General features: G+C 65.3%; 17 protein-coding genes and 1 pseudogene. 11 read left to right on the top strand and 7 right to left on the bottom strand.

What is annotated here, in order from left to right:
• Positions 1-161: 161 nt before the first annotated feature.
• The 5 genes from sseA to ASC68_RS15600 all read right to left on the bottom strand — a co-directional run bounded on the left by sseA (position 162) and on the right by ASC68_RS15600 (position 5,194).
• Positions 162-998, bottom strand: coding sequence for a 3-mercaptopyruvate sulfurtransferase (sseA, locus tag ASC68_RS15620; RefSeq protein WP_055881035.1), 837 nt, complete (start codon positions 996-998; stop codon positions 162-164).
• A 290-nt stretch (positions 999-1,288) separates the two neighbouring features.
• On the bottom strand, positions 1,289-2,356 hold the full coding sequence (locus tag ASC68_RS15615; RefSeq protein ID WP_055881034.1) for an ABC transporter ATP-binding protein: 1,068 nt from the start codon (positions 2,354-2,356) through the stop codon (positions 1,289-1,291).
• Between the two features lie 3 nt (positions 2,357-2,359).
• On the bottom strand, positions 2,360-3,148 hold the full coding sequence (locus ASC68_RS15610) for an ABC transporter permease subunit (protein WP_055881032.1): 789 nt from the start codon (positions 3,146-3,148) through the stop codon (positions 2,360-2,362).
• Positions 3,145-4,083 (bottom strand): ABC transporter permease subunit, encoded by a 939-nt coding sequence (locus tag ASC68_RS15605; RefSeq protein ID WP_082528207.1) that lies wholly within the window; start codon positions 4,081-4,083, stop codon positions 3,145-3,147. The genes ASC68_RS15610 and ASC68_RS15605 overlap by 4 nt, the downstream gene beginning before the upstream one ends.
• Before the next feature lies 1 nt (position 4,084).
• The gene (locus tag ASC68_RS15600; protein WP_055881030.1) at positions 4,085-5,194 is read right to left on the bottom strand and encodes an ABC transporter substrate-binding protein; all 1,110 of its coding nucleotides are present in this window, start codon (positions 5,192-5,194) and stop codon (positions 4,085-4,087) included.
• A gap of 363 nt (positions 5,195-5,557) precedes the next feature.
• Here ASC68_RS15600 and ASC68_RS15595 point away from each other — a divergent pair, with 363 nt between their 5' ends.
• The 4 genes from ASC68_RS15595 (at position 5,558) to ASC68_RS15580 (ending at position 10,603) form a co-directional block, all read left to right on the top strand.
• Entirely contained in the window at positions 5,558-6,808 is a 1,251-nt protein-coding gene (locus ASC68_RS15595) for an imelysin family protein (RefSeq protein WP_055881028.1), read from the top strand.
• 113 nt (positions 6,809-6,921) lie between these two features.
• Positions 6,922-8,430: a di-heme oxidoredictase family protein gene (locus tag ASC68_RS15590; RefSeq protein WP_082528206.1), complete on the top strand. Its 1,509-nt coding sequence runs from the start codon at positions 6,922-6,924 to the stop codon at positions 8,428-8,430.
• Complete coding sequence (locus tag ASC68_RS15585; RefSeq protein WP_055881023.1) at positions 8,430-9,503, top strand: imelysin family protein; 1,074 nt, start codon at positions 8,430-8,432, stop codon at positions 9,501-9,503. The genes ASC68_RS15590 and ASC68_RS15585 overlap by 1 nt, the downstream gene beginning before the upstream one ends.
• 2 nt (positions 9,504-9,505) lie before the next feature.
• Positions 9,506-10,603, top strand: coding sequence for a DUF1513 domain-containing protein (locus tag ASC68_RS15580; RefSeq protein ID WP_248310548.1), 1,098 nt, complete (start codon positions 9,506-9,508; stop codon positions 10,601-10,603).
• A 197-nt stretch (positions 10,604-10,800) separates the two neighbouring features.
• Here the strand turns inward: ASC68_RS15580 and ASC68_RS15575 are convergent, their stop codons facing one another.
• A complete protein-coding gene (locus tag ASC68_RS15575; protein WP_055881016.1) occupies positions 10,801-11,241 on the bottom strand; it encodes a multidrug/biocide efflux PACE transporter in 441 nt (146 codons plus the stop codon).
• Positions 11,242-11,368: 127 nt separating this feature from the next.
• Here ASC68_RS15575 and ASC68_RS15570 point away from each other — a divergent pair, with 127 nt between their 5' ends.
• The 3 genes and pseudogenes from ASC68_RS15570 to ASC68_RS29180 form a co-directional block, all read left to right on the top strand.
• Positions 11,369-12,235 (top strand): LysR family transcriptional regulator, encoded by an 867-nt coding sequence (locus ASC68_RS15570; RefSeq protein ID WP_055881013.1) that lies wholly within the window; start codon positions 11,369-11,371, stop codon positions 12,233-12,235.
• 354 nt (positions 12,236-12,589) lie between these two features.
• On the top strand, positions 12,590-13,474 hold the full coding sequence (locus ASC68_RS15565) for an alpha/beta hydrolase-fold protein (RefSeq protein WP_055881010.1): 885 nt from the start codon (positions 12,590-12,592) through the stop codon (positions 13,472-13,474).
• Positions 13,435-14,106: pseudogene (locus ASC68_RS29180) on the top strand (protein phosphatase 2C domain-containing protein); the annotation flags it as partial. The gene ASC68_RS15565 and the pseudogene ASC68_RS29180, both read left to right, overlap by 40 nt.
• 275 nt (positions 14,107-14,381) lie before the next feature.
• Here ASC68_RS29180 and ASC68_RS15550 read toward each other — a convergent pair.
• Positions 14,382-15,404: a substrate-binding domain-containing protein gene (locus ASC68_RS15550; protein ID WP_055881001.1), complete on the bottom strand. Its 1,023-nt coding sequence runs from the start codon at positions 15,402-15,404 to the stop codon at positions 14,382-14,384.
• A gap of 479 nt (positions 15,405-15,883) precedes the next feature.
• On the opposite strand from ASC68_RS15550, the gene ASC68_RS15545 reads away from it, so the two are divergent.
• The 4 genes from ASC68_RS15545 to ASC68_RS15530 all read left to right on the top strand — a co-directional run bounded on the left by ASC68_RS15545 (position 15,884) and on the right by ASC68_RS15530 (position 20,070).
• Entirely contained in the window at positions 15,884-17,152 is a 1,269-nt protein-coding gene (locus ASC68_RS15545) for an ABC transporter substrate-binding protein (RefSeq protein WP_197421240.1), read from the top strand.
• 83 nt (positions 17,153-17,235) lie between these two features.
• The gene (locus ASC68_RS15540) at positions 17,236-18,216 is read left to right on the top strand and encodes a sugar ABC transporter permease (RefSeq protein WP_055880995.1); all 981 of its coding nucleotides are present in this window, start codon (positions 17,236-17,238) and stop codon (positions 18,214-18,216) included.
• Positions 18,216-19,055 carry a carbohydrate ABC transporter permease gene (locus ASC68_RS15535; RefSeq protein ID WP_055880992.1) on the top strand — a complete coding sequence of 280 codons (840 nt, stop codon included), beginning with the start codon at positions 18,216-18,218 and terminating at the stop codon, positions 19,053-19,055. The genes ASC68_RS15540 and ASC68_RS15535 overlap by 1 nt, the downstream gene beginning before the upstream one ends.
• A 4-nt stretch (positions 19,056-19,059) precedes the next feature.
• On the top strand, positions 19,060-20,070 hold the full coding sequence (locus ASC68_RS15530; protein ID WP_055880988.1) for an ABC transporter ATP-binding protein: 1,011 nt from the start codon (positions 19,060-19,062) through the stop codon (positions 20,068-20,070).
• The last annotated feature ends 65 nt before the right edge of the window (positions 20,071-20,135 follow it).

Below are 20,135 nucleotides of genomic sequence, written 5' to 3'. Positions count from 1 at the left end.
TTGGCTGACCCGACTGATAGAGACGGCCCCCTCCCGGCCTCCCCAAAGGGGGAGGTGCCCTTTCGGTGTGTTTGGCACGATCGCAGACAGAGCCTCGACTCTTCACCTCCCCCTTTATGGGGGAGGCCGGGAGGGGGCCGTCCGCCTGCAGTCAGCCCGCCTCAGCCCCGCTCCACCGGCGCATCGGCCTTGCCGCCCCACTCAGTCCACGACCCATCATAGACCGCCACATCCCTGGCCCCGGCAATGGCCAGTGCCAGCGCCACCGTCGACGCCGTCACCCCCGAGCCGCAACTGGTGACGATGGGTTTGGTCACATCGACACCGGCTTTCGCAAACAGCGCCTGCAACTCCGCCGCTGACTTCAGCTGCCCGTTCGCGGTCACCTCGCTCGCCGGCACGCTCAAGCTGCCTGGGATGTGCCCCGACGCCAGCCCCGGGCGGGGTTCGGGAGCTTCGCCGCGGAAGCGGTCGCCGGGGCGGGCGTCGACGATGGTCCTGGCCTTCGAGCTGGTCAGCCCGAGCACGGCGTCGAAATTCTGCACCAGCGCCGGCTGGTAGTGCGGCACGAAAGTTCGGGGTGCCGGCTGCTCCTCGCCCGAGGCGGTCGGTCGGCCCTCGGCGCGCCATTTCGGGCCGCCGCCATCGAGTACGCGCACGTCCCTGGCGCCCATGGCGCGGAAGCTCCACCAGACGCGCGGCGCGGCGAAGACGCCGGCTTCGTCGTAGACGACGATGGTGTCGGTGTCGGCGATGCCGAGTTTGCCCACCGCCTCGGCAAAGGCCGCCGGGGTCGGCAGCATGTGGGGCAGGGTGGTGGTCTTGTCGGCGATATCGTCGATGCCGAAGAACACCGCGCCGGGCAGGTGGCTCTTGAGGTATTCGGCGCGCCCGCTGCGGTTGGCGGCCGGCATGTACCAGCTGGCATCGACGAGGACGACATTGGCGTCATCGATGTGGTCGGCAAGCCAGTCGGTGGTGACGAGTGGGGTGGTCATGGGTGCTCCGCGATTTGCGGGGCACCTTAGTGCAGGATGGCGCGCGGGTGAATCGGCTTGCGGGTCAAAGTGTTGCTGGTTGGGGGGAGGGGGGAGAAGGATTTTGCGCATGCCGCTGACGCGGCCGCATTTGTGGCAGGTTCTCTCCCACCCACCGGCTGTCATCCCAGCGAAAGCTGGGACCCATTTCTCCGCTGGTGCAGACCTGCGGGTTGGGTCCCAGCTTTCGCTGGGATGACATCGAGTTTGGGGGAGGTGCGGTGGTTGGCTGGCAGCAGGGGCGGTGCCCCCTACCGCTCCAGCACGAGCACGTCGCTCGAGGCGATGCCGATGCGCACTGGCGCTCCGTGCGCCGGGGGTGGGGTGCGTTGGTCGTTGAAGGTGTCGAGGTTCACCGCGTTGTCGCCGAGGTCGACCTTCAGGCGGATCACCGAGCCGAGGAAGCTGACTTCAGCGACCTTGCCATCGAGCACGATATCGCGCGTCGCGCCGTTGGCGAGCGACACCGCTTCGGGCCGCATAGTCAGGGCTACGGCTTCACCGTTGCGTGCAGAAGCGGGCAAAGCCGGGATGGTGACGGTGGTGCCGCCCAGTGTCACGGTCTTGGCGCCGGCGTCGGCGACGGTGGCATTAAGGGTATTGAGCGTGCCGACGAAGGTCGCGACGAACCTGGTCTGCGGCCGGTTGTAGATCTCGAACGGCTGGCCGAACTGCTCGACATTACCGGTGTTGAGCACGACGATCCGGTCGGAGATCGACAGCGCCTCTTCCTGGTCGTGCGTCACGAACACCGTGGTGATCCCCAGTTCGCGCTGGATCTGGCGGATCTGCTCGCGCAGCGAGACGCGGATCTTGGCATCGAGCGCGGAGAGCGGCTCGTCGAGCAGCAGCATGCGGGGGCTGGGGGCGAGCGCGCGCGCCAGCGCCACGCGCTGCTGCTGGCCGCCCGACAGTTCGAACGGATAGCGCTTGCCGTAGCCGGAAAGGCCGATCAGCTGCAGCATCTCCTCGGTCCGGGCTTCGCGCTGCGGCTTTGGCATGCCGGCGATTTTCAGCCCGAAGCCGATATTGTCGGCGACGTTCATGTTGGGGAACAGCGCATAGGCCTGGAACACCATGCCGATCTTGCGCTGGTTGGGCGCGAGGCCGGAAATGTCCTTGCCCTCGACCAGAATGCGGCCCGAATCCGGACGCTCGAAGCCGGCAATCATCCGCAAGATGGTGGTCTTGCCGCAGCCCGACGGGCCGAGCAGGCTGACGAACTCGCCCTTGTTGAACGAGAGGTCGACGCCCTTGACGACCTGGTTGCCGCCGAAGGCCTTGACCAGCTTGTCGATGCGCAGAAATTCTTCGGCCATGGTCTAGTCCCTACGGGCGGTTTTGGGGGCGAAACGCGCCAGCAGCTGGATCATGCCCATGGCGCCCCAGGTGATGACGAATGAAATGACGGCGAGCGCGGCAGGCTCGAACGCCCGGTTGGCGCCGACATTCTGCATGTAGACACCGAACACCTGCCGGTTGAGGAGGCTCGCGATGGTGAACTCGCCGATGACAATGGCGAGGGTCAGGAAAGCGCCCGACAGCACCGCGACGATGATGTTGGGAAAGATCACCTTGGCGATGATGGTCGCCTGGTTGGCGCCGAGGATATTGGCGGCTTCGGTGAGGGTCTGCACATCGATGGTGCGGAGCCCCGTATCGACCGCCCGATACATGTAGGGCAGGGCCAGCGCCACATAGGCCAGCGTCAACAGGATATCGGTGCCGAGATTGGTGCCGAGCAGCGGCAGCGGCGACGAGGTGTTGTACATGCGGATATAGCCGAACACCAAAATGATGGCCGGGATCACCAGCGGCAACAGGGTGATGAACTCGATGATCGGCCTGAGATGCGGGGCGCGCAGCCGCACGTAATAGGCGGCGGGCACGACGATCAGCAGGCCGGCGAGAATGGCGCAGACGCCGACGATCAGCGAGTAGCTGAACGAGGCCTGGAAGCGCCCATCGGAGAACACCGAGGTATAGGCATCGAAGGTGTAGCCCTCGCGGCGGATGCGCAGGGAGAACTCGAAGGTGGCGAGCAGCGGCACGATGAAATAGGCCGCGCCGAAGGCGAAGATGAGCCAGCTCCAGAGCTTGGCGGGCTTCATTTGAGCCACCTCTCGGCGCGGGTGCGGATCACCAGGTAGACGATGTTGGCGAGCGCGGTGATGACGATCATGCCGAGCGCCAGCGCGGCGCCGAGGCCGGGGTTGTGCAGCACGTCGCCGCGGATCTGCGCATAGAGCAGGATCGGCACGATGTTGAGCGACGAACCGGTGAGCGCGTAGGCGGTGGCAATGGCGCCGAACGCGTTGGCGAACAGCAGCGACAAGGTGCCGAGCAGGTTTGGCCACAGCACCGGCAGCCCGATATAGCGCCAGAACTGGCCATTGGTGGCGCCCAGCGTCGCGGCGGCCTCGCCCCATTCCTTCTTCAGCCCATCGATCGCCGGCGCGATGATCAGGATCATCAGCGGGATCTGGAAGTAGAGATAGGTGATGGTGAGGCCCCAGAAACTCAAAAGGTTGAAGCCGGATTTGTAGAGGTCGAGCCCGGTGAACTTCAGCAGCACGGTGACCAGCCCGAGCCGGCCGAGCGTCGCGAGGAAGGCGAAGGACAGCGGGATGCCGGCGAACTGCGAGGCGACGCCGGAAAAGGTCATCACCGCCGAGCGGATGCCGGAGGGGAGCTTGCCCCGGATGATGGCCAGCGCAATGGCGAGCCCGATGGCGGCGCCGAGCACGGCCGAAGTCACCGAAACCCGGATCGAAATCCAGAACGAGGCAGCGATCTGCGGCGTCGCCAGATCCATGACGTTCTGCAGGGTGAAATTGCCTTGCGGGTCCTGGAAGGCGCCGACCACGAGGCCGAGCGTCGGGATCAACAGGAACAGCAGAGCGAAGACGATGAACGGCGCGATGGCGATGATGTCGCCGAGGCGGAGCCTCAAAAAGAACCGGAACGGGTTACCACCGACGCGCACGGCCGGCCCGGTGGAAACCGGGCCGGCCGAGGTGTCAGCCGCAGAGCTGACATTGGTCATATTACTGGACGTTGGCGCCGACGACGGCGTCCCACTGGCCGGTGATCACTTCCTTGGCGGCAGCCTGTTCGTCGAGGGTCGGGAACACGGCCTTGGCATAGGCTTCGGCCGGCGGCAGCTTGTCGAGCAGCTCCTGCGGGATCGAGCCCTTGGCGGCGAGGTCGTTGAAGCGGATCGGGTGGCAATAGCCAGCCAGCCAGCCGAGCTGACCTTCGTCGGAGTAGAGGTATTCCATCCAGAGCTTGGCCGCGTTCGGATGCGGTGCGAAAGCCGAGATCGCCTGGATGTAGACGCCGGCGACGACGCTGTCGGACGGCACGACGACTTCGGCCTTGGGGTTGCCGGCAAAGCCATCGCGCCAGGCCAGAGCATTGTAGTCCCACGCCACGACGATCGGGGTGGTGCCCTGGGCGGTGGAAGCGGCCTTGCCGATCACCGGCACGAAGTTGCCGGATTTGTTGAGCTCGGCGAAGTAGGCGAGACCAGCGTCGGCCGCAGCCTTGGCATCGGCAGCACCGGTCGAGAGGCCAGCGCCATAGACGCCCTGGATGGCCTGGTTGGCAGCGCGCGGATCACCGGCCAGCGCCACGGCGTTGGCATAGTCGGCGCCCTTGAGGTCGGCCCACGAGGTCGGGACCTTCGAGACGAGGTCGGTGTTCACGAGGAACGACAGCACGCCGTAGTAATCGCCGTACCAGTAGCCTTCAGCGTCCTTGGCCGAATCCGGGATCGAATCCCAGGTCGAGACCTTGTACGGCTGGATCAGGCCTTCGGCCTTGGCCGAGGGGCCAAAGCTGAGACCGACGTCGATCACATCAGGGGCCTGCGGGCCGGTATTTCCCTTGTTGGCCTTGATAGCTTCGATTTCATCGGCCGAGCCGGCATCGGGGTTCAGCTCGTTGATGGTGATGCCCGGATACTTGGCCTTGAAGGCCTCGATCACGGCGCCATAGCCGCACCAGTCGTGCGGCAGGGCGATAGTGGTCAGTTGTCCCTCAGTTTTCGCGGCTTCGTACAGCGCGGCGAGGTCGGTCTGCGCCGAAACGGTGAAGGTCGAAGCGGCGAGTGCCGCGACCGATACCGAAGCGACGAGCGCATTCTTGACGATCATTCTCAAGTCTCCCTGGAATTTTGGCTTCTTGTCCTGACTCGGGAGGAGCCCCTAAAGCCGCGCTTCACCTATTTTGGCCGTGTGACAGCCACGTGACACCCCCAAGGTGCGCGGTGGCAGGCGAGGCGATCCATTGCCCCGACAAAGTCCGGCGGCGCAGGCGAGACAGCGTTCGGACCCCCTCCGAAGTCAATTGTGACAATTGTGACAGTGCCCGTTTTGCTTGGGCGAGTCGAGATGGGGGCAGGAAAGCCAGATTAGAGCCGTTCCAAGCTGGGTCGATATTTCTTGAAGCCGACTATCCACTTTGATAGTCGGCGCTACCAACGGGCCCGCGCAGGCCTGCTCCAGGAGATTTCAGTAATGAAGATCAGCACGCTTGCCCTCTCGATCGGCGTGGCGGCAATGGGCGCCGGCCTTGCCAATGCCGCTGAACCCAGCGCCGATGCCATCCTCAAGACCTACGCCGATATCGCGCTTGCCGGTTACGAGGATGCGCTCGCGACCGCCAAGGCGCTCGACGCCGCCACCGACACGCTGATCGCCAACCCGAGCGAAGAGACGCTGACCGCGGCGCGCGAAGCCTGGCGGGCGTCGCGTCCGTCGTACCAGCAGACCGAGGCGTTCCGCTTCGGCAACCCGGTTGTCGATGAGTGGGAAGGCAAGGTGAATGCCTGGCCGCTGGATGAAGGCCTGATCGACTATGTCGATGCCTCCTATGGCACCGAGAGCGACGAGAACGGGCTCTACACCGCCAACATCATTGCCAACTCGAAGATCACCATCGACGGCACCGAAGTCGATGCGGCGGAGATCACCCCGGCGTTTTTGCAGGATACGCTGCAGGAAGCCGGCGGTATCGAAGCCAACGTCGCGACCGGCTACCACGCCATCGAGTTCCTGCTCTGGGGCCAGGATCTCCACGGCACGAAAGCCGGCGCCGGTGAGCGGCCGTTCACCGACTATTCGACCGAGACTAATGCCAAGCGGCGCGGCCAGTATCTCGATGCGGCGACCGACCTCCTCGTCACCGATCTCGAGGAAATGGTCGCCAACTGGCAGGAAGGCGGCGCGGCGCGCACCGCGCTCAGCGGGCAGGGGCTCGCCACCATTCTCACCGGCATGGGGTCGCTGTCGTTCGGCGAGCTGGCAGGCGAGCGCATGAAGCTCGGCCTCCTGCTGCACGATCCGGAAGAGGAGCACGACTGCTTCTCGGACAACACCTACATCTCGCACCTCTATGACGCGGTCGGCATCCAGAACGTCTATCTCGGCACCTATACGCGCGAAGACGGCACCGAGGTTTCGGGCCCCTCGATCTCAGAGCTGATCGCGGCCAAGGATCCGGCGCTCGACACCGAGATCAAGGCGCTGCTCGACACCACGCTCACCGCCATGCATGCGATGGCGGAGCGCGCGCAGAGCGTTGAGGCCTACGACCAGATGATCGCTGAGGGGAATACCGAAGGCAACGCGGTGGTGCAGGCGGCGATCGATGGCCTGATCGCCCAGACCCGTGGTATCGAGCGCGCCGTGGCGCTGCTGGAGCTGGGCGACACGGTGACCATCGAGCAGTCCGACAGCCTGACCAACCCGGACGCCGTGTTCCAGTAGGCGCGTCTTAGTAGGCCTGGGTTTTCCAAAGCTTTGTCGGCGTCGCGGGTTGCCAGAATCCGCGATGCTGCGTTTCATCCCGGTCCATGGCCGGGAAGCCAAGAGTGCGAGACATGCACAAGCGCTTGACCGTTTTCCTGGTCATAACCCTTATCGCGGGTCTCGCCGTCGCCAGCGACGGCGGGACCCGTTCCGATTTGACGCCGAGGGATCTGCAACGGGTCCAGGCGGTCACTGCCCCCGCTACGGATTTCACCAAGCCCGAGAATTTCGAGCAGCTGCCCGGCGGGGCCGGCACGGTGAAGAAGCGCGTCAACCAGGACATCTTCTCGTTCTCGTCGGCCAATATCAGCTTCGAGCAGGAAGCCGAGTTCAAGCTCGGCAACGCGCTGTTCAGAAAACTCTGGGTGTCGGCGCCGGCCTCGACCGAGGCGTCGGATGGGCTGGGGCCGCTGTTCAATGCGCGCGGCTGCCAGAACTGCCATTTGAAGGACGGGCGTGGCCATACGCCCTCGGGCAATGGCGACGATGCCGTATCGATGTTCCTGCGCTTGTCGATCCCACCGCGCGATGCGGCTGACCACGCGGCGCTGGCTGATGGCGCCAAGGTGATCGAGGAGCCGACCTATGGCGGCCAGTTGCAGGATTTTGCCATCCAGGGGATCAAGCCCGAAGGTAAGATGGTGATCAGCTATACCGACGATCCGGTGAAGCTGGGCGACGGCACGATCGTGACGCTGCGGCGGCCGAGCTATTCGGTCGCCGACCTCGCCTATGGCGCGATGGCCGAGGATGTGCTGCTGAGCCCGCGCGTCGCGCCGCAGATGATCGGGCTGGGGCTGCTCGAGCAGGTGCCGCAGGAGGATATCCTTAAGAAGGTCGACCCCGACGATCGCGATGGCGACGGCATTTCGGGCCGGCCCAACATGGTGCTCGACGCAGTGAGCGGGCAGCGCGCGCTTGGCCGCTTCGGCTGGAAGGCCGGCGCCGCCAGCGTCCGGGCGCAATCGGCCGATGCCTTTGCCGGCGATATCGGCATTTCGACACCGCTGGTGATGAAGCCGCATGGCGATTGCAGCACAGCAGAGGCCGAGTGTCTCGCGGCGCCGACCGGCGAACAGCAGCGGCTCGGCCCGTCCGAGGCGCCCGATCCGGTGCTCGACCTCGTCACCTTCTACTCGCAGAACCTCGGCGTGCCCCAACGCCGAAACGTCGGCGACGCCGACGTGTTGCGCGGCAAGCAGGCGTTCTATGCCGCCAATTGCACCGCCTGCCACACGCCAAAGTATGTGACCTCGCGCCAGGCGCCGATCGACGCGCACAAGTTCCAGCTGATCTGGCCCTATACCGACCTGCTGCTACACGACATGGGCGAGGGCCTTGCCGACAACCGCCCCGAGGGCGATGCCGACGGCTATGAGTGGAAGACCCCACCGCTATGGGGGATCGGGCTCACCGAGACCGTCTCCGGCCATACGGAGTTCCTGCATGACGGGCGGGCGCGCAATCTCACCGAGGCCATCCTCTGGCATGGCGGCGAGGCGCAGAAATCGCGCGATGCGTTCGCAAACATGCCGAAATCCGAGCGCGATGATCTGATCGCCTTCCTGGAGTCGCTGTGATGCGCCTGTTGCTTGCTGTCCTCATCGCGCTCACGGTCGCACCGGCAGTAGCGGAGGAACAGAAGCTCACCGCGGAGCAGGTGGTGTCGCTGGCGATCACCGAGGTGATCCGGCCGGGCTTTGCGCAGTATGCCGAGGCGGCGGCGACGCTCGAACGCGATGTTGCAGGCCTCTGCGGCGGGCCATCCGAAGCGAGCCTCGACATTGCCCGCACCCAGTTCAAGGCCGCCGTTATCGCCTGGTCGCGGGTCGAGCTCTATCGGCTCGGGCCGCTGATGGTGGAGAACCGCTACGACAAGATCCTGTTCTGGCCCGATCGCAAGGGCATCGCGCTGAAGCAGGTGCAGGGTGTGCTGGCCAACGCCGACCCCGATGCGACGGATCCGGCAAAGCTTGGCAGCAAGAGCGTCGCCATGCAGGGGCTGGGGGCGCTCGAGTTCCTGCTGTTCGGCACCGGCGCCGAACAGTTGAGCAGCGCCGAAGGCGATTTCCGCTGCCGCTATGCTCACGCCGTCACGATGCTGCAGGCCGAGACTGCGGCCGCCTTGTCGGCTGAGTGGAACGACCCCGCGGGCATTTCGAAGCGGCTGCTCGAGCCCTCCGAGAGTGACCCGGATTATCGCAGTTTCCACGAGGTGGCCGAGGCGCTGACCGGGCTCCTGGCGCACGGCACCGAGGCGATCCGCGACCAGCGGTTGCTGCCGTTCCTAGGGCGCGACGGCGCGGCGCCGAAGCCGAAATCGGCGCTGTTCTGGCGCTCGGGCATGACGGTGCCCTCGATCAACGCCAATTTCGAGGGCTTGCGCGCTTTGCTCGAGAAATCGCGTATCGCCGAGGCGACGACGGCGGAGAACCTCTGGGTGTCGAACAGCGCCAGTTTCGAGTTCGGCAATGCCGAGCGTGCCGGCAAGGTGGTGACCGATCCCGTCGAGCAGGCGCTGGCCGACCCCAGGCAGAAGAAGGCGCTCGACTACCTGGTGATCGTGACGCAGTCGCTCGACACCATCCTCGGCGAGAACCTCGCGGCAGCGCTCGGCCTGTCGGTCGGCTTCTCGTCACTCGACGGAGACTGATGATGTGGCAGCGGCGGGCATTCCTTAAGGCAGCGGGCATTGGCTTTGCCGCCGCGCTGTTGCCGCCGCGTGCCGAAGCGCTGGAGCGGGCCGAACTGATCTTCGCCTCGTCGATCCAGAAGCGCGAAGGCGGCTTCGGCGCGGCGCTGGTGAACGAGGCGGGGTCGGTGATCTCGACCGTCGAGCTGCCGGAGCGTGGACACGACATCACCTTTTCGCCGACCACCGGGCAGGGGGTGGTGTTCGCCCGCCAGCCCGGCACCTTCGCGGTGATCTTCGACCCCAAGGGCGGGACCAAGCCGCAGACGCTGACCAGCATCGAGGGCCGGCATTTTTTCGGCCACGGCGCGTTCTCGCCCGATGGCAAGCTGCTCTATGCCACCGAGAATGACTTCGACAATGCGCGCGGGGTGATCGGCATTTATGACGTCGCCGGCGGCTATAAGCGGATCGGCGAGTTCGACACTTTTGGCACCGGCCCGCACGAGATGCTGCTGATGCCGGATGGCGAGACCTTCGTCGTCGCCAATGGCGGGATCGAGACGCACCCCGATTACGGGCGGACCGAGCTCAACCTCGACAGCATGGATCCCTCGATCGCCTTCGTCGACCGGCGCTCGGGCAAGCTGATCGGGCAATTGCGGCTTGATGGCGGGCTGCACCAGCTGTCGATCCGCCACATGGCGTTCGACCATAAGGGCCGGGTCTGGTTCGGTTGCCAGTTCCGCGGGCCTTCGGCCGATCGGCCGCAACTGGTCGGCTATGCCACGCGCGACGGCGAGATCCGGCTGATCGAGCTGCCCGACGCGACGCTCGGGGAATTGCGCAACTATATCGGCTCGGTCGCCGCCTCTGCCGATGGTGGGCTGATCGGCGTCTCCTCGCCCGAAGGCAACACCATCCTCGCCATCGACCCCGATACGGCAACGGTGGTCGCCAGCCTCGGGCTCGAAAACGGCTGCGGCATCGCGCCGGACAGTGTCGGGCTCGTGGCTTCGAGCGGAGAAGGGGCGCTGGGCGGCCTCGCCGGCTCGCCGGCGCCGCTCACGACGTTCGAGCTGAACTTTGACAATCATTTGAGGTTGCTGAAGGCGGTTTGAGGGTGGGGATGTCGGTGCTGGAGGGCTCGACACGCTCCCCAAACTCGATGTCATCCCAGCGAAAGCTGGGACCCATCTCACCGCCCGCGCCGGCTGATAGTTGGGTCCCAGCTTTCGCTGGGATGACAGCCGGATGAGGAGGAGAGGGAGTGCCCCCATTCTCTTTCGAAGAGATCGGCGCGGGCTCCGAGCCCTTCCTAAACCCCCGCCACCTTCCGCCCCACCCACAGCTGCCGCAGCCCGTCATATGTCCAGTTGTACGCAAACGCGTAGGGCAGGAAGAACAGAAAGAAGCCGATATCGAGCATGAAGGCCTGGACCAGCGAAATGTTCAGCAGCCACGCCGCGAGCGGCACGCCGACCAGCACCAGGCCGCCTTCGAAGCCGAGCGCGTGCAGCGCCCGGACGGCAAGGGTGCGCGGCACGCGCGCCACCGGCCACAGCCGGTCGAAGACCAGGTTGTAGACGACGTTCCAGCCCATGGCGGTGGTCGAGAGCAGGATGGCCAGGAGCCCGACATGGCTGAGCGGCCGGTCGAGCAGCCAGGCGGCAATCGGCGCGCAGACGAGCAGCGCGATGACCTCGAAGCCGACCGCGTGGCCGATGCGTTCGAGGAAGGACCGGTTCTGGAGTTGCATGGTGTTCTCACACTTCAACGTCTTGGTTGGTCGCGCTTTCGAGCTGGAAAGCGCTCCTTGATGTGAGCTGGACCTAGCATCGATTTTTCAGGTATACCAAGATAGATACCATCGAGAATATCGATAGATGCAATATTCCCCCGAAGCCATGGAGGCCTTCGCCGCGGCGGCGGCGCTCGGCTCGTTCTCGGCCGCTGCCCGGCAGCTGCACAAGAGCCAGTCGACCATCAGCGCGGCGATCGCCAACCTCGAGGCCGATCTCGACCTGACGCTGTTCGACCGCTCGAACCGCCTGCCGGTGCTGACGGCGGCGGGACGGCGGGTGCTGGCGCATGTGCAGGAGATTCTGGCTGCCGGTGACCGGCTCGAGGCTTTGAGCTTGCGGCTCTCCGACAAGGTCGAGCCGCGGCTGACCATTGTCCTCTCCGACACTTATGGGCAGAGCGACCATCTCGAGCTGATGCAGGAGTTCGAGCGACGTTATCGCGATATCGAGCTCGAATGCCTGATCGCCGAGGGGCCCGATGTCATCGACCTGCTGCAATCGGGCCGGGCGCATCTGGCGGTCACCGCCGCAGCGCCGTCCTATCCCAGCGGTATCGCCTCGGCGCGGCTGGCCGAGCCGACCCGCATGGGGGTGTTCGTGGCGCGTGAGCACCCGCTGGCGACGGCCGGCAGCCCGAGCGCCGAGCAGCTGGCGGCGACGCGGCAGATTTACCTCAACAGCTATGTCGGCGGCGGCACCCGGCCGCTCGGGCTCGCCTGGTCGGCGCCGAGCTACCTGATGCTGCTGGAGCTGACGCAACAAGGTTTTGGCTGGGCCGAACTGCCCGACTGGCTGGTGCGCCAGTATGCCGGCGACACGCTCACCGAGCTGACACCCCGCGGCTGGCCCCGGCTGCTGCCGGTCGATGCGCTGTGGTCGCGGAGTAATCCGCCAGGGCCGGCGGGGCAGTGGCTGCTGGATGGTTTGTTGGGGGAGGCGCGGGGGTAGGGGGCGAGGGTTGATCCTGGCGGGGGATGAGGTGCGCCGGCCGTGCCACACCGCCCCCTCGCCCCTCTGGGGAGAGGGCGGGGGTGAGGGGCGCCAAGCGCGCTTGGCCGCGCCCAGACTTCCATCAATTGCAGGCGCGTCCGGTGTGCTTGGCGCCCCTCACCCTAACCCTCTCCCCAAAGGGGCGAGGGGACGCTCGTTGCACCGACTGTGCCACGCAACCAGCACCGCGTTCCACCCAGTTGCCGAAGCCTCCCAACCCCAATAAGCTGACCAGCCAGGAAAACGTTTTCCCAATTCTACTTTACACATTAAACTCGCCGTAACCGGCGATCCGAGGGGGATAGATTGAGATTGAAGCTTCTGGCTGCGCTGGGCGCGGCCGCGATGGTGCTTGCCAATTCGATGGCGTTAGGGGCGGGGATTGTCGAGTTCGGGTTGCAGGCGGAAAGCCCGACGCTTGGCCGGCCGATCCCTTATGCGGTCTACACGCCGTTTCCGGCGCCGGCCGAGGGAGAGCGGTGGCCGGTGGTCTATCTGCTGCACGGGCTGACCGGGGCGGATGGCGACTGGTTCACCTGGGGTAATCTCGGCCCGATCCTCGACCGGGCACTGGCCGATGGCCGCATTCCGCCGCTGATGGTGGTGGCGCCGGGGGCAGGGGACAGCTGGTATGTCGACAACCCCGATGCCGGAGGGTTCGGGCTGATCGACACGGCCTTCGCCACCGACCTCGTCAAGGCGATCGATGCGAAGTACCCAACGGCCAGGTGCCGCGCCGGACGGGCGATCGGTGGGGTGTCGATGGGCGGGGTCGGCGCCGTGCTGCAGGCGATCAACCACTCGGATGTCTATGGCGCGGTGATGAGCTTTGCCGGGGCGCTGCACAAGCCGGTGGAACAGAACGACCAGCGCAGCGGCTGGATCCCCGGGCTCTACCAGAACGTCTTCGGCGCGCCGTTCGACCGCGCCCGCTTCAACGCCGCCAACCCCTTCACATTGATGCCGAAACTCAGGCGCGCCGCCGACAAGCCGGCCTTCTACTTCGCGATCGGCGATGCCGATTTCCCCGACCTGATCCTCGCTTCGGCCGAGTATCACAACGGGCTGACGCAGCTCGGCATCGATACGACGCTGCGGGTGACCCATGGCCGGCATTACTGGGACACCTGGCAGCAGCAGATCATCCCGGCGCTGGAATGGCTGGCGCCGAAGCTGGACGCGAACTGCGGGCGATAGGGTATTACCTATGGCGGGCTGAGGGGCAGGAGGCGTCGATGCAGGAGTTCGTCTGGAGCGGCAGTGTCGACCCGTGCCTCGACGGGCCGCGCATCCACACGGCGGGTCGGGTCGCCATCGGGATTTGCGGCGGTAACGCCGCGTTCGGCGCAAAGAAGAACGAGGACGCGGCTTTGGTGTGGGCCGGCGAGGATTGGGTCTTCGCCGTGATCCTCGATGCGCATGCCGGCTCGGAAAGCGCCGACGCGGTGCTCGAGCTGTTTGAGGCGGGGAGGCCGGAGCTGCTGGCGCTGATCGAGCAGCCGGAGGCGTCGCATATTGCGGTGCAGGCCGCGGTGACGCGCCTGCTGCTCGGCGGGGCGACGCAGATGGCGCGGGTGCGCGGCGAGACGGCTTGCCTCGTCTGCTATCAGCAAGGCGGCTACCTGATGTGGCTGTCGATCGGCGACAACCAGCTTTACCTGCTGCATCCCGAGCTGCAGCGGCTGGGCCAGTTCACCCTTACGGTGCGCAACTATTTCGAGTGGATCGGCGAGCGCAGCAGCCTGACGCTCGAGGCGCCGTGCTTTTCCACCGGCATCCGGCAGTTGCGGCAGGGGATCAACACCATCGCGCTGGTGACGGACGGCCTGCTCGAGGTCGGCGATCGGCCATTCGAGGATCCGGCGCGGGTCAGCCGCGAGCTGCTGTCGCCGGCGGGGGTGTCGGGCGCGATCTCCTCGATGCTGGCGGAGGTGCACCGGCTGGGCGGCACCGACAGCGCGACGGTGGTGGTGTGGCAGGTGGATAATCCGGGGATGGGGCTGATGCCGTCGGGGTCAAGGGGGCCACAAACGACGCAGTCGGCGCACCCTCCCCCGCAGGCGGGAGAGGGACCCGACTGCACGTTCTGCGCGAGCCCGAACACCTACTTCGGCGCAGGCCCCGTCGATTCCCGCAGCACCAGCTCAACCGGCCACAACTCATGGATCGAGCCTGGGGGTTTGCCGTCCTGCATCTGCAGCAGGAGCTCGGCGATGCGGGCGCCGGCGGCGCGGATCGAGGAGCGGGTGGTCGACATGGAGGGGACCATGTTGTCGGCGTTGAGATAGGGGAAGACGTCGTCGTGGGCGATCATCGAGACGTCCTTGCCCAGCTCCAGCCCAGCCAGCCTGATGGCGCGGAACACCCCCAGCGCCGTCATCATCGAGCCGGCGAGGAAGGCCGTGGGGCGCGGGCGCCGCTCCAGGAAGGCCTGCGCCAGGCGGAAGCCGTTCTCGTCGGTGAAGCGGCCGCCGCCGATCAGCTGCGGATCGGGGGTCAGCCCGCGCGCCAGCATGGCGCTGCGGAAGCCGCGGTCGCGATGAATGGCGAAGGTCTGGTCCTCCGGCCCGTTGATCATGGCGATGCGGGTGTGCCCGAGGTCGAGCAGATGGCTGGTGGCGCGGCGGAAGGCGCCCTCGTTGTCGATATCGAGCCAGGCATGCGGGATCTTCACGTTGTCGGCGCGCCCGTGCATCAGGAACGGCATGCCGAGTTCGGTGAGCGCGGCGATGCGTTCGTCGTTCGGTGTCGGAGCCGAAAGCACCAGGGCGTCGACGCGCTTGCTGGCGACGAGACGGCGGAACACCGGTATTTCGTCGTCGGCGTCGATCGGCGTCACCACGATATCGATATCGTGCTGCGCCATGCGCTCGCTGATGCCGGAGAGAAATTCCGAGGTGTGCGGGCCGAAATGCAGCGAGCGCTGCAAGGGCAGGGTGACGCCGATGGCGCCGGAGCGGCCAGTGGCGAGGCGGCGGGCGCTGACATTGGCCCGATAGCCGAGCCGGCGCGCCGCCTCGCTGACGCGCTCGCGGGTCGCCTCGTTGACCTCCGGAAAGCCGTTCAAGGCACGACTGACCGTCGTCTGCGACAACCCCAGCTCCGCGGCCAAGTCTTTGAGTTTCATCACCAAATTCGTCTGCGCCCGTCAACGGCGCGCGGTGGTGTTCCACTCGCGAACCAAGCCCCGAAGCGGAGCTTACAGCCGGACGCCCTCCTCACCAAGTGCCGCATTCAAAGCGATTTGGAAAGCAAACGCAAGGGGCACGGAAGCGGCGGGGCAGCACTAACATTTCTGACGTTCGTACCTCAGGCCGAAATGCAGTGGTTTGCGGACGTTAACAGGTCGCCTCACTCAACGCATTGATATTGCACGATGATTCGGCGCGCCAATTGTGGCGTTAAGGAATGGATGGCGAATCTCGCTTGACAGTATTTCATGGCTCTGGCTAGTTTCGATCCAAAGCGCTTTGGATGACTTTTGCGGGGCGGATCGCCCTCGGTCCTGGCGTTTTGGTGGGAGGAACTGACTGCCGATCTGCGCCGCGAGGCGTCGATCGCGTTTGGCTGCCTCCCGGTCATGTCTGTCCTTTGGGAGGAAGAATAATGAGAATGAAGTCCCTGATCGCCGCCCTGCTCGCCAGCGCCACGCTCGGCGTCATGGCCGCGCAGGCCGCCGATCTCTCGATCGTTTCGGGCGACACCGGCAATGGTCTCGAGTTCCTGCGCTCGCAGCTCGATCGCTTCGAGGCCGAGACCGGCAACAAGGTGACCGTGGTCCCGATGCCGTCCTCGACCACCGACCAGTTCGGCCAGTACAAGCTGTGGCTCGCCGCCGGCAACTCCGACATCGACGTGTACCAGACCGACGTGATCTGGGCGCCGCAGCTGGCGGACCAGTTCCTCGACCTGACCGATGCGGCCAAGGACGTGGCGGCGAACCACTTCCCCTCGATCATCGAGTCGCAGACGGTGAACGGCAAGCTCGTCGCGCTGCCGGCCTTTACTGACGCTCCGGCGCTCTACTACCGCAAGGACCTGCTCGAGAAGTACGGCAAGACGCCGCCCAAGACCTGGGCCGAGCTGACCGCCACCGCGCAGGAGATTCAGGACAAGGAGCGCGCTGCCGGCAACCCCGACATGCAGGGCTTCGTGTTCCAGGGCAACGCCTATGAAGGCCTGACCTGTAATGCGCTCGAGTGGGTGATGTCGAACGGCGGCGGCCAGATCGTCGAGCCCGATGGCACCATCTCGATCAACAACGAGAAGGCCGCTGCGGCCATCGACATGGTCAAGGGCTGGGTCGGCACGATCTCGCCGGCGGGCGTCCTCGCCTACCAGGAAGAAGAGAGCCGCGGCGTGTGGCAGCTCGGCAACGCCGTGTTCATGCGCAACTGGCCCTATGCCTACCAGCTCGGCAATGGCGACGACTCCGCCGTGAAGGGCAAGTTCGACGTGGTGCCGCTGCCGATGGGCGACGGCGAGGGCGCTCGTTCGGCTGCGACGCTCGGTGGCTGGAACGTTGCCGTGTCGAAGTACTCCAAGGCTCCGGACGAGGCGATCAAGCTCGCCCTGTTCCTGTCGTCGACCGAAGTGCAGAAGGAACGCGCGATCAAGCAGTCCAACCTGCCGACGATCGTTTCGCTCTATGACGACGCCGATGTCGCGGCTGCCCAGCCGATCATCCCGAACTGGAAGGAAGTGTTCCAGAACGCCGTGCCGCGTCCTTCGGCTCCGACCAAGGTGAAGTACAACGAGGTCTCCTCGCTGTTCTGGTCGGCCGTGCACGACACGCTGTCGGGCAACGGTACCGGTGCCGAGAACCTCGAGCTGCTCGAAGCCAAGCTGACCGAGCTCAAGGGCGACGCCTGGTAAGCTTCAGCTGACGTTCGGCGCGGGCGACCCCTGGGGTTGTCCGCGCCGCCTAGTTCTCTTCTGCAGCAGGGGAAGCGCGCCAGATGACTGTTGAAGCCACGGCAGGGCAAGCCGTCCGAACCCAGCCCAAGATCGAGTCCGAACTGCTCAAGTCGCGCGTCGGCGCGGCGATGTGGTTCCTGCTCCCAATGCTCGCGGCGCTCGCCGTGGTGGCCGGGTGGCCGCTGCTTCGAACGATCTACTTCTCCTTGACCAATGCCTCGCTGACCAACCTTTATGAGGCCGATTTCGTCGGCTTCAAGAACTACCTGAGCTGGACCACGCTGAAGAGCGGCCGCACCGTGTTCTCGGGCCTCCTGGTCGATCCGGCCTGGTGGAACGCCGTGGGCAACACGCTGCGCTTCGCCGTCATTTCAGTGACGCTCGAGACCGTGCTCGGCATGGTCGTGGCGCTGGTGCTCAACGCGGAATTCAAAGGCCGCGGCATCGTCCGCGCCGCCATCCTGATCCCGTGGGCCATCCCGACAATCGTTTCGGCCAAGATGTGGTCGTGGATGCTGAACGACCAGTTCGGCATCATCAACGACCTGTTCATGAAGCTGGGGCTGATCAGCCACAAGATCGCCTGGACCGCCAGTGCCGATACGGCGATGACCGCCGTGCTGATCGTCGATATCTGGAAGACCACGCCGTTCATGGCGCTGCTGATCCTCGCCGGCCTGCAGATGATCCCCAAGGACATCTATGAGGCGGCCGAGATCGACGGCGTGCATCCGGTGAAGGTGTTCTTCAAGGTGACGCTGCCGCTGGTGCGGCCGGCGCTGATGGTGGCAGTGATCTTCCGCCTGCTCGATGCGATGCGCATCTTCGACCTGATCTATGTGCTGACGCCCAACAGCGCGGCGACCAAGACCATGTCGGTGATCTCACGCGAGAACCTCTTCGATTTCGACAAGTTCGCCTACGGCTCGGCGCAATCAACCTTCCTGTTCCTGATGATCGCCGTGATGACGGGGCTCTATATCTGGCTGGGCAAGGTCCGGTTCGACGGGGGAGACCGCTGATGACTCTGGACCTCTGGCACATCACCAAGCGGGTGGCGTTCTACGCGCTGGTGATCTTCATCGTCGTGGTGTCGATCTTCCCGTTCTACTACGCGATCCTCACCAGCTTCAAATCAGGCACCGACCTGTTCCGGGTCACCTACTGGCCGACCTCGTTCTCGCTCGACAACTACATGTCGGTGCTGACCACCGGCAGCTTCCCGCGGAACCTCTTGAACTCGGTGTTCGTGGCCGCGGTGACGGTGCTGGCGGCTCTGTTCCTCGCCATCACAGCGTCCTTCGCCTTGAGCCGCGTGCGGTTCCGGGGCAGGGGGCTGTTGCTGATGACCATCCTCGCGGTCTCGATGTTCCCGCAGATCGCGGTGCTGGCGGGCCTGTTCGAAGTGATCCGCTTCCTCGGCATCTACAACACGCCGTGGGCGCTGATCTTTTCCTACACCATCTTCACGCTGCCGTTCACCGTGTGGGTGCTCACCACCTTCATGCGCGACCTGCCGATCGAGATCGAAGAGGCGGCCATCGTCGATGGGGCGACGCCGTGGATCATCATCTGGCGCGTCTTCCTGCCGCTGCTGTGGCCGGCGCTGGTGACGACGGGCCTGCTCGCCTTCATCGCGGCCTGGAACGAGTTCCTGTTCGCCTTGACCTTCACCTCGTCGAACGCGACCCGTACCGTGCCGGTGGCCATCGCGCTGCTGTCGGGCGGCAGCCAGTACGAAATCCCGTGGGGCAACATCATGGCGGCATCGGTGATCGTCACCGTACCGCTGGTCGTCCTCGTCCTCATCTTCCAGCGCAAGATCATTTCCGGCCTGACCGCCGGCGGCGTAAAGGGCTAATTCCATGGCGCATATCGAACTCAAGAACATCAAGAAGTCCTTTGGCCTCGTCGATGTGATCAAGGGCGTCGATCTCGAGATTTTCTCGGGCGAGTTCATGGTCTTCGTCGGACCGTCCGGCTGCGGCAAGTCCACCTTGCTGCGCCTGATGGCCGGGCTCGAGGATATCACCTCGGGCGAGATGACCTTCGACGGCACGCTGGTCAACGCGCTGGCGCCTTCGAAGCGTGGCATCGCCATGGTGTTCCAGTCCTACGCGCTCTACCCGCACATGACGGTGTACGAGAACATGGCGTTCGGCCTGGAGCTGGCCAAGTCGAGCAAGGAAACGATCAAGGAGCGGGTGGAGAAGGCGGCCGAGCTGCTGCAGATCACCCCGTACCTGAGCCGCCTGCCCAAGCAGCTCTCAGGCGGGCAGCGCCAGCGCGTCGCCATCGGCCGCGCCATCGTGCGCGACCCCAAAGTGTTCCTGTTCGACGAGCCGCTGAGCAACCTCGACGCGGCTTTGCGCGTCGCCACCCGGCTGGAAATCGCCAAGCTGCACCACGCGATGAACAGCTCGACCATGGTCTACGTGACGCACGACCAGGTGGAAGCGATGACGCTTGCCGACCGCATCTGCGTGCTGCGCGATGGCCTGGTGGAGCAGGTGGGCACGCCCCTCGAGCTCTACGAGAACCCGCAATCGCTGTTCGTCGCCGGCTTTATCGGTTCGCCCAAGATGAACTTCCTCAATGGCGAGATTGCTTCGAAGTTCGGCGCCAACACCATTGGCGTGCGCTCCGAGCATATCGAGATCGCCGATCGCGACGGCGCCTGGAAGGGCAAGGTCGTGCACTCCGAGAGCCTTGGCTCGGACAGCTATGTCTATGTCGATATCGGCGTGGGCGGCGATCCGATCATCGTGCGGCAGGAAGGCACCCACATGCACCAGCCGGATGCCGACATCTCGATCGCGCCGATCCCCGGCAAGGTCTACCGTTTCGACAAAGCGGGAAAGCCGGTCAAGAACTGACAAAATTACCGCAGGCGCACGCATTTTCGCTGCGCCTGCCTCGATTTTCGCCGCACTTGCTTGCC

The organism is Devosia sp. Root105 (assembly GCF_001424865.1).
Classification (GTDB): Bacteria; Pseudomonadota; Alphaproteobacteria; order Rhizobiales; family Devosiaceae; genus Devosia_A.
Note: the sequence above shows the minus strand (reverse complement) of the source record. Positions and strands in the feature narration are given on the sequence as shown.

Coding starts and splice junctions, on each gene's coding strand:
- sseA (WP_055881035.1), bottom strand. CDS start 998: ATGACCACCCCACTCGTCACCACCGACTGGCTTGCCGACCACATCGAT.
- ASC68_RS15615 (WP_055881034.1), bottom strand. CDS start 2,356: ATGGCCGAAGAATTTCTGCGCATCGACAAGCTGGTCAAGGCCTTCGGC.
- ASC68_RS15610 (WP_055881032.1), bottom strand. CDS start 3,148: ATGAAGCCCGCCAAGCTCTGGAGCTGGCTCATCTTCGCCTTCGGCGCG.
- ASC68_RS15605 (WP_082528207.1), bottom strand. CDS start 4,083: ATGACCAATGTCAGCTCTGCGGCTGACACCTCGGCCGGCCCGGTTTCC.
- ASC68_RS15600 (WP_055881030.1), bottom strand. CDS start 5,194: ATGATCGTCAAGAATGCGCTCGTCGCTTCGGTATCGGTCGCGGCACTC.
- ASC68_RS15595 (WP_055881028.1), top strand. CDS start 5,558: ATGAAGATCAGCACGCTTGCCCTCTCGATCGGCGTGGCGGCAATGGGC.
- ASC68_RS15590 (WP_082528206.1), top strand. CDS start 6,922: ATGCACAAGCGCTTGACCGTTTTCCTGGTCATAACCCTTATCGCGGGT.
- ASC68_RS15585 (WP_055881023.1), top strand. CDS start 8,430: ATGCGCCTGTTGCTTGCTGTCCTCATCGCGCTCACGGTCGCACCGGCA.
- ASC68_RS15580 (WP_248310548.1), top strand. CDS start 9,506: ATGTGGCAGCGGCGGGCATTCCTTAAGGCAGCGGGCATTGGCTTTGCC.
- ASC68_RS15575 (WP_055881016.1), bottom strand. CDS start 11,241: ATGCAACTCCAGAACCGGTCCTTCCTCGAACGCATCGGCCACGCGGTC.
- ASC68_RS15570 (WP_055881013.1), top strand. CDS start 11,369: ATGCAATATTCCCCCGAAGCCATGGAGGCCTTCGCCGCGGCGGCGGCG.
- ASC68_RS15550 (WP_055881001.1), bottom strand. CDS start 15,404: ATGAAACTCAAAGACTTGGCCGCGGAGCTGGGGTTGTCGCAGACGACG.
- ASC68_RS15545 (WP_197421240.1), top strand. CDS start 15,884: ATGAGAATGAAGTCCCTGATCGCCGCCCTGCTCGCCAGCGCCACGCTC.
- ASC68_RS15540 (WP_055880995.1), top strand. CDS start 17,236: ATGACTGTTGAAGCCACGGCAGGGCAAGCCGTCCGAACCCAGCCCAAG.
- ASC68_RS15535 (WP_055880992.1), top strand. CDS start 18,216: ATGACTCTGGACCTCTGGCACATCACCAAGCGGGTGGCGTTCTACGCG.
- ASC68_RS15530 (WP_055880988.1), top strand. CDS start 19,060: ATGGCGCATATCGAACTCAAGAACATCAAGAAGTCCTTTGGCCTCGTC.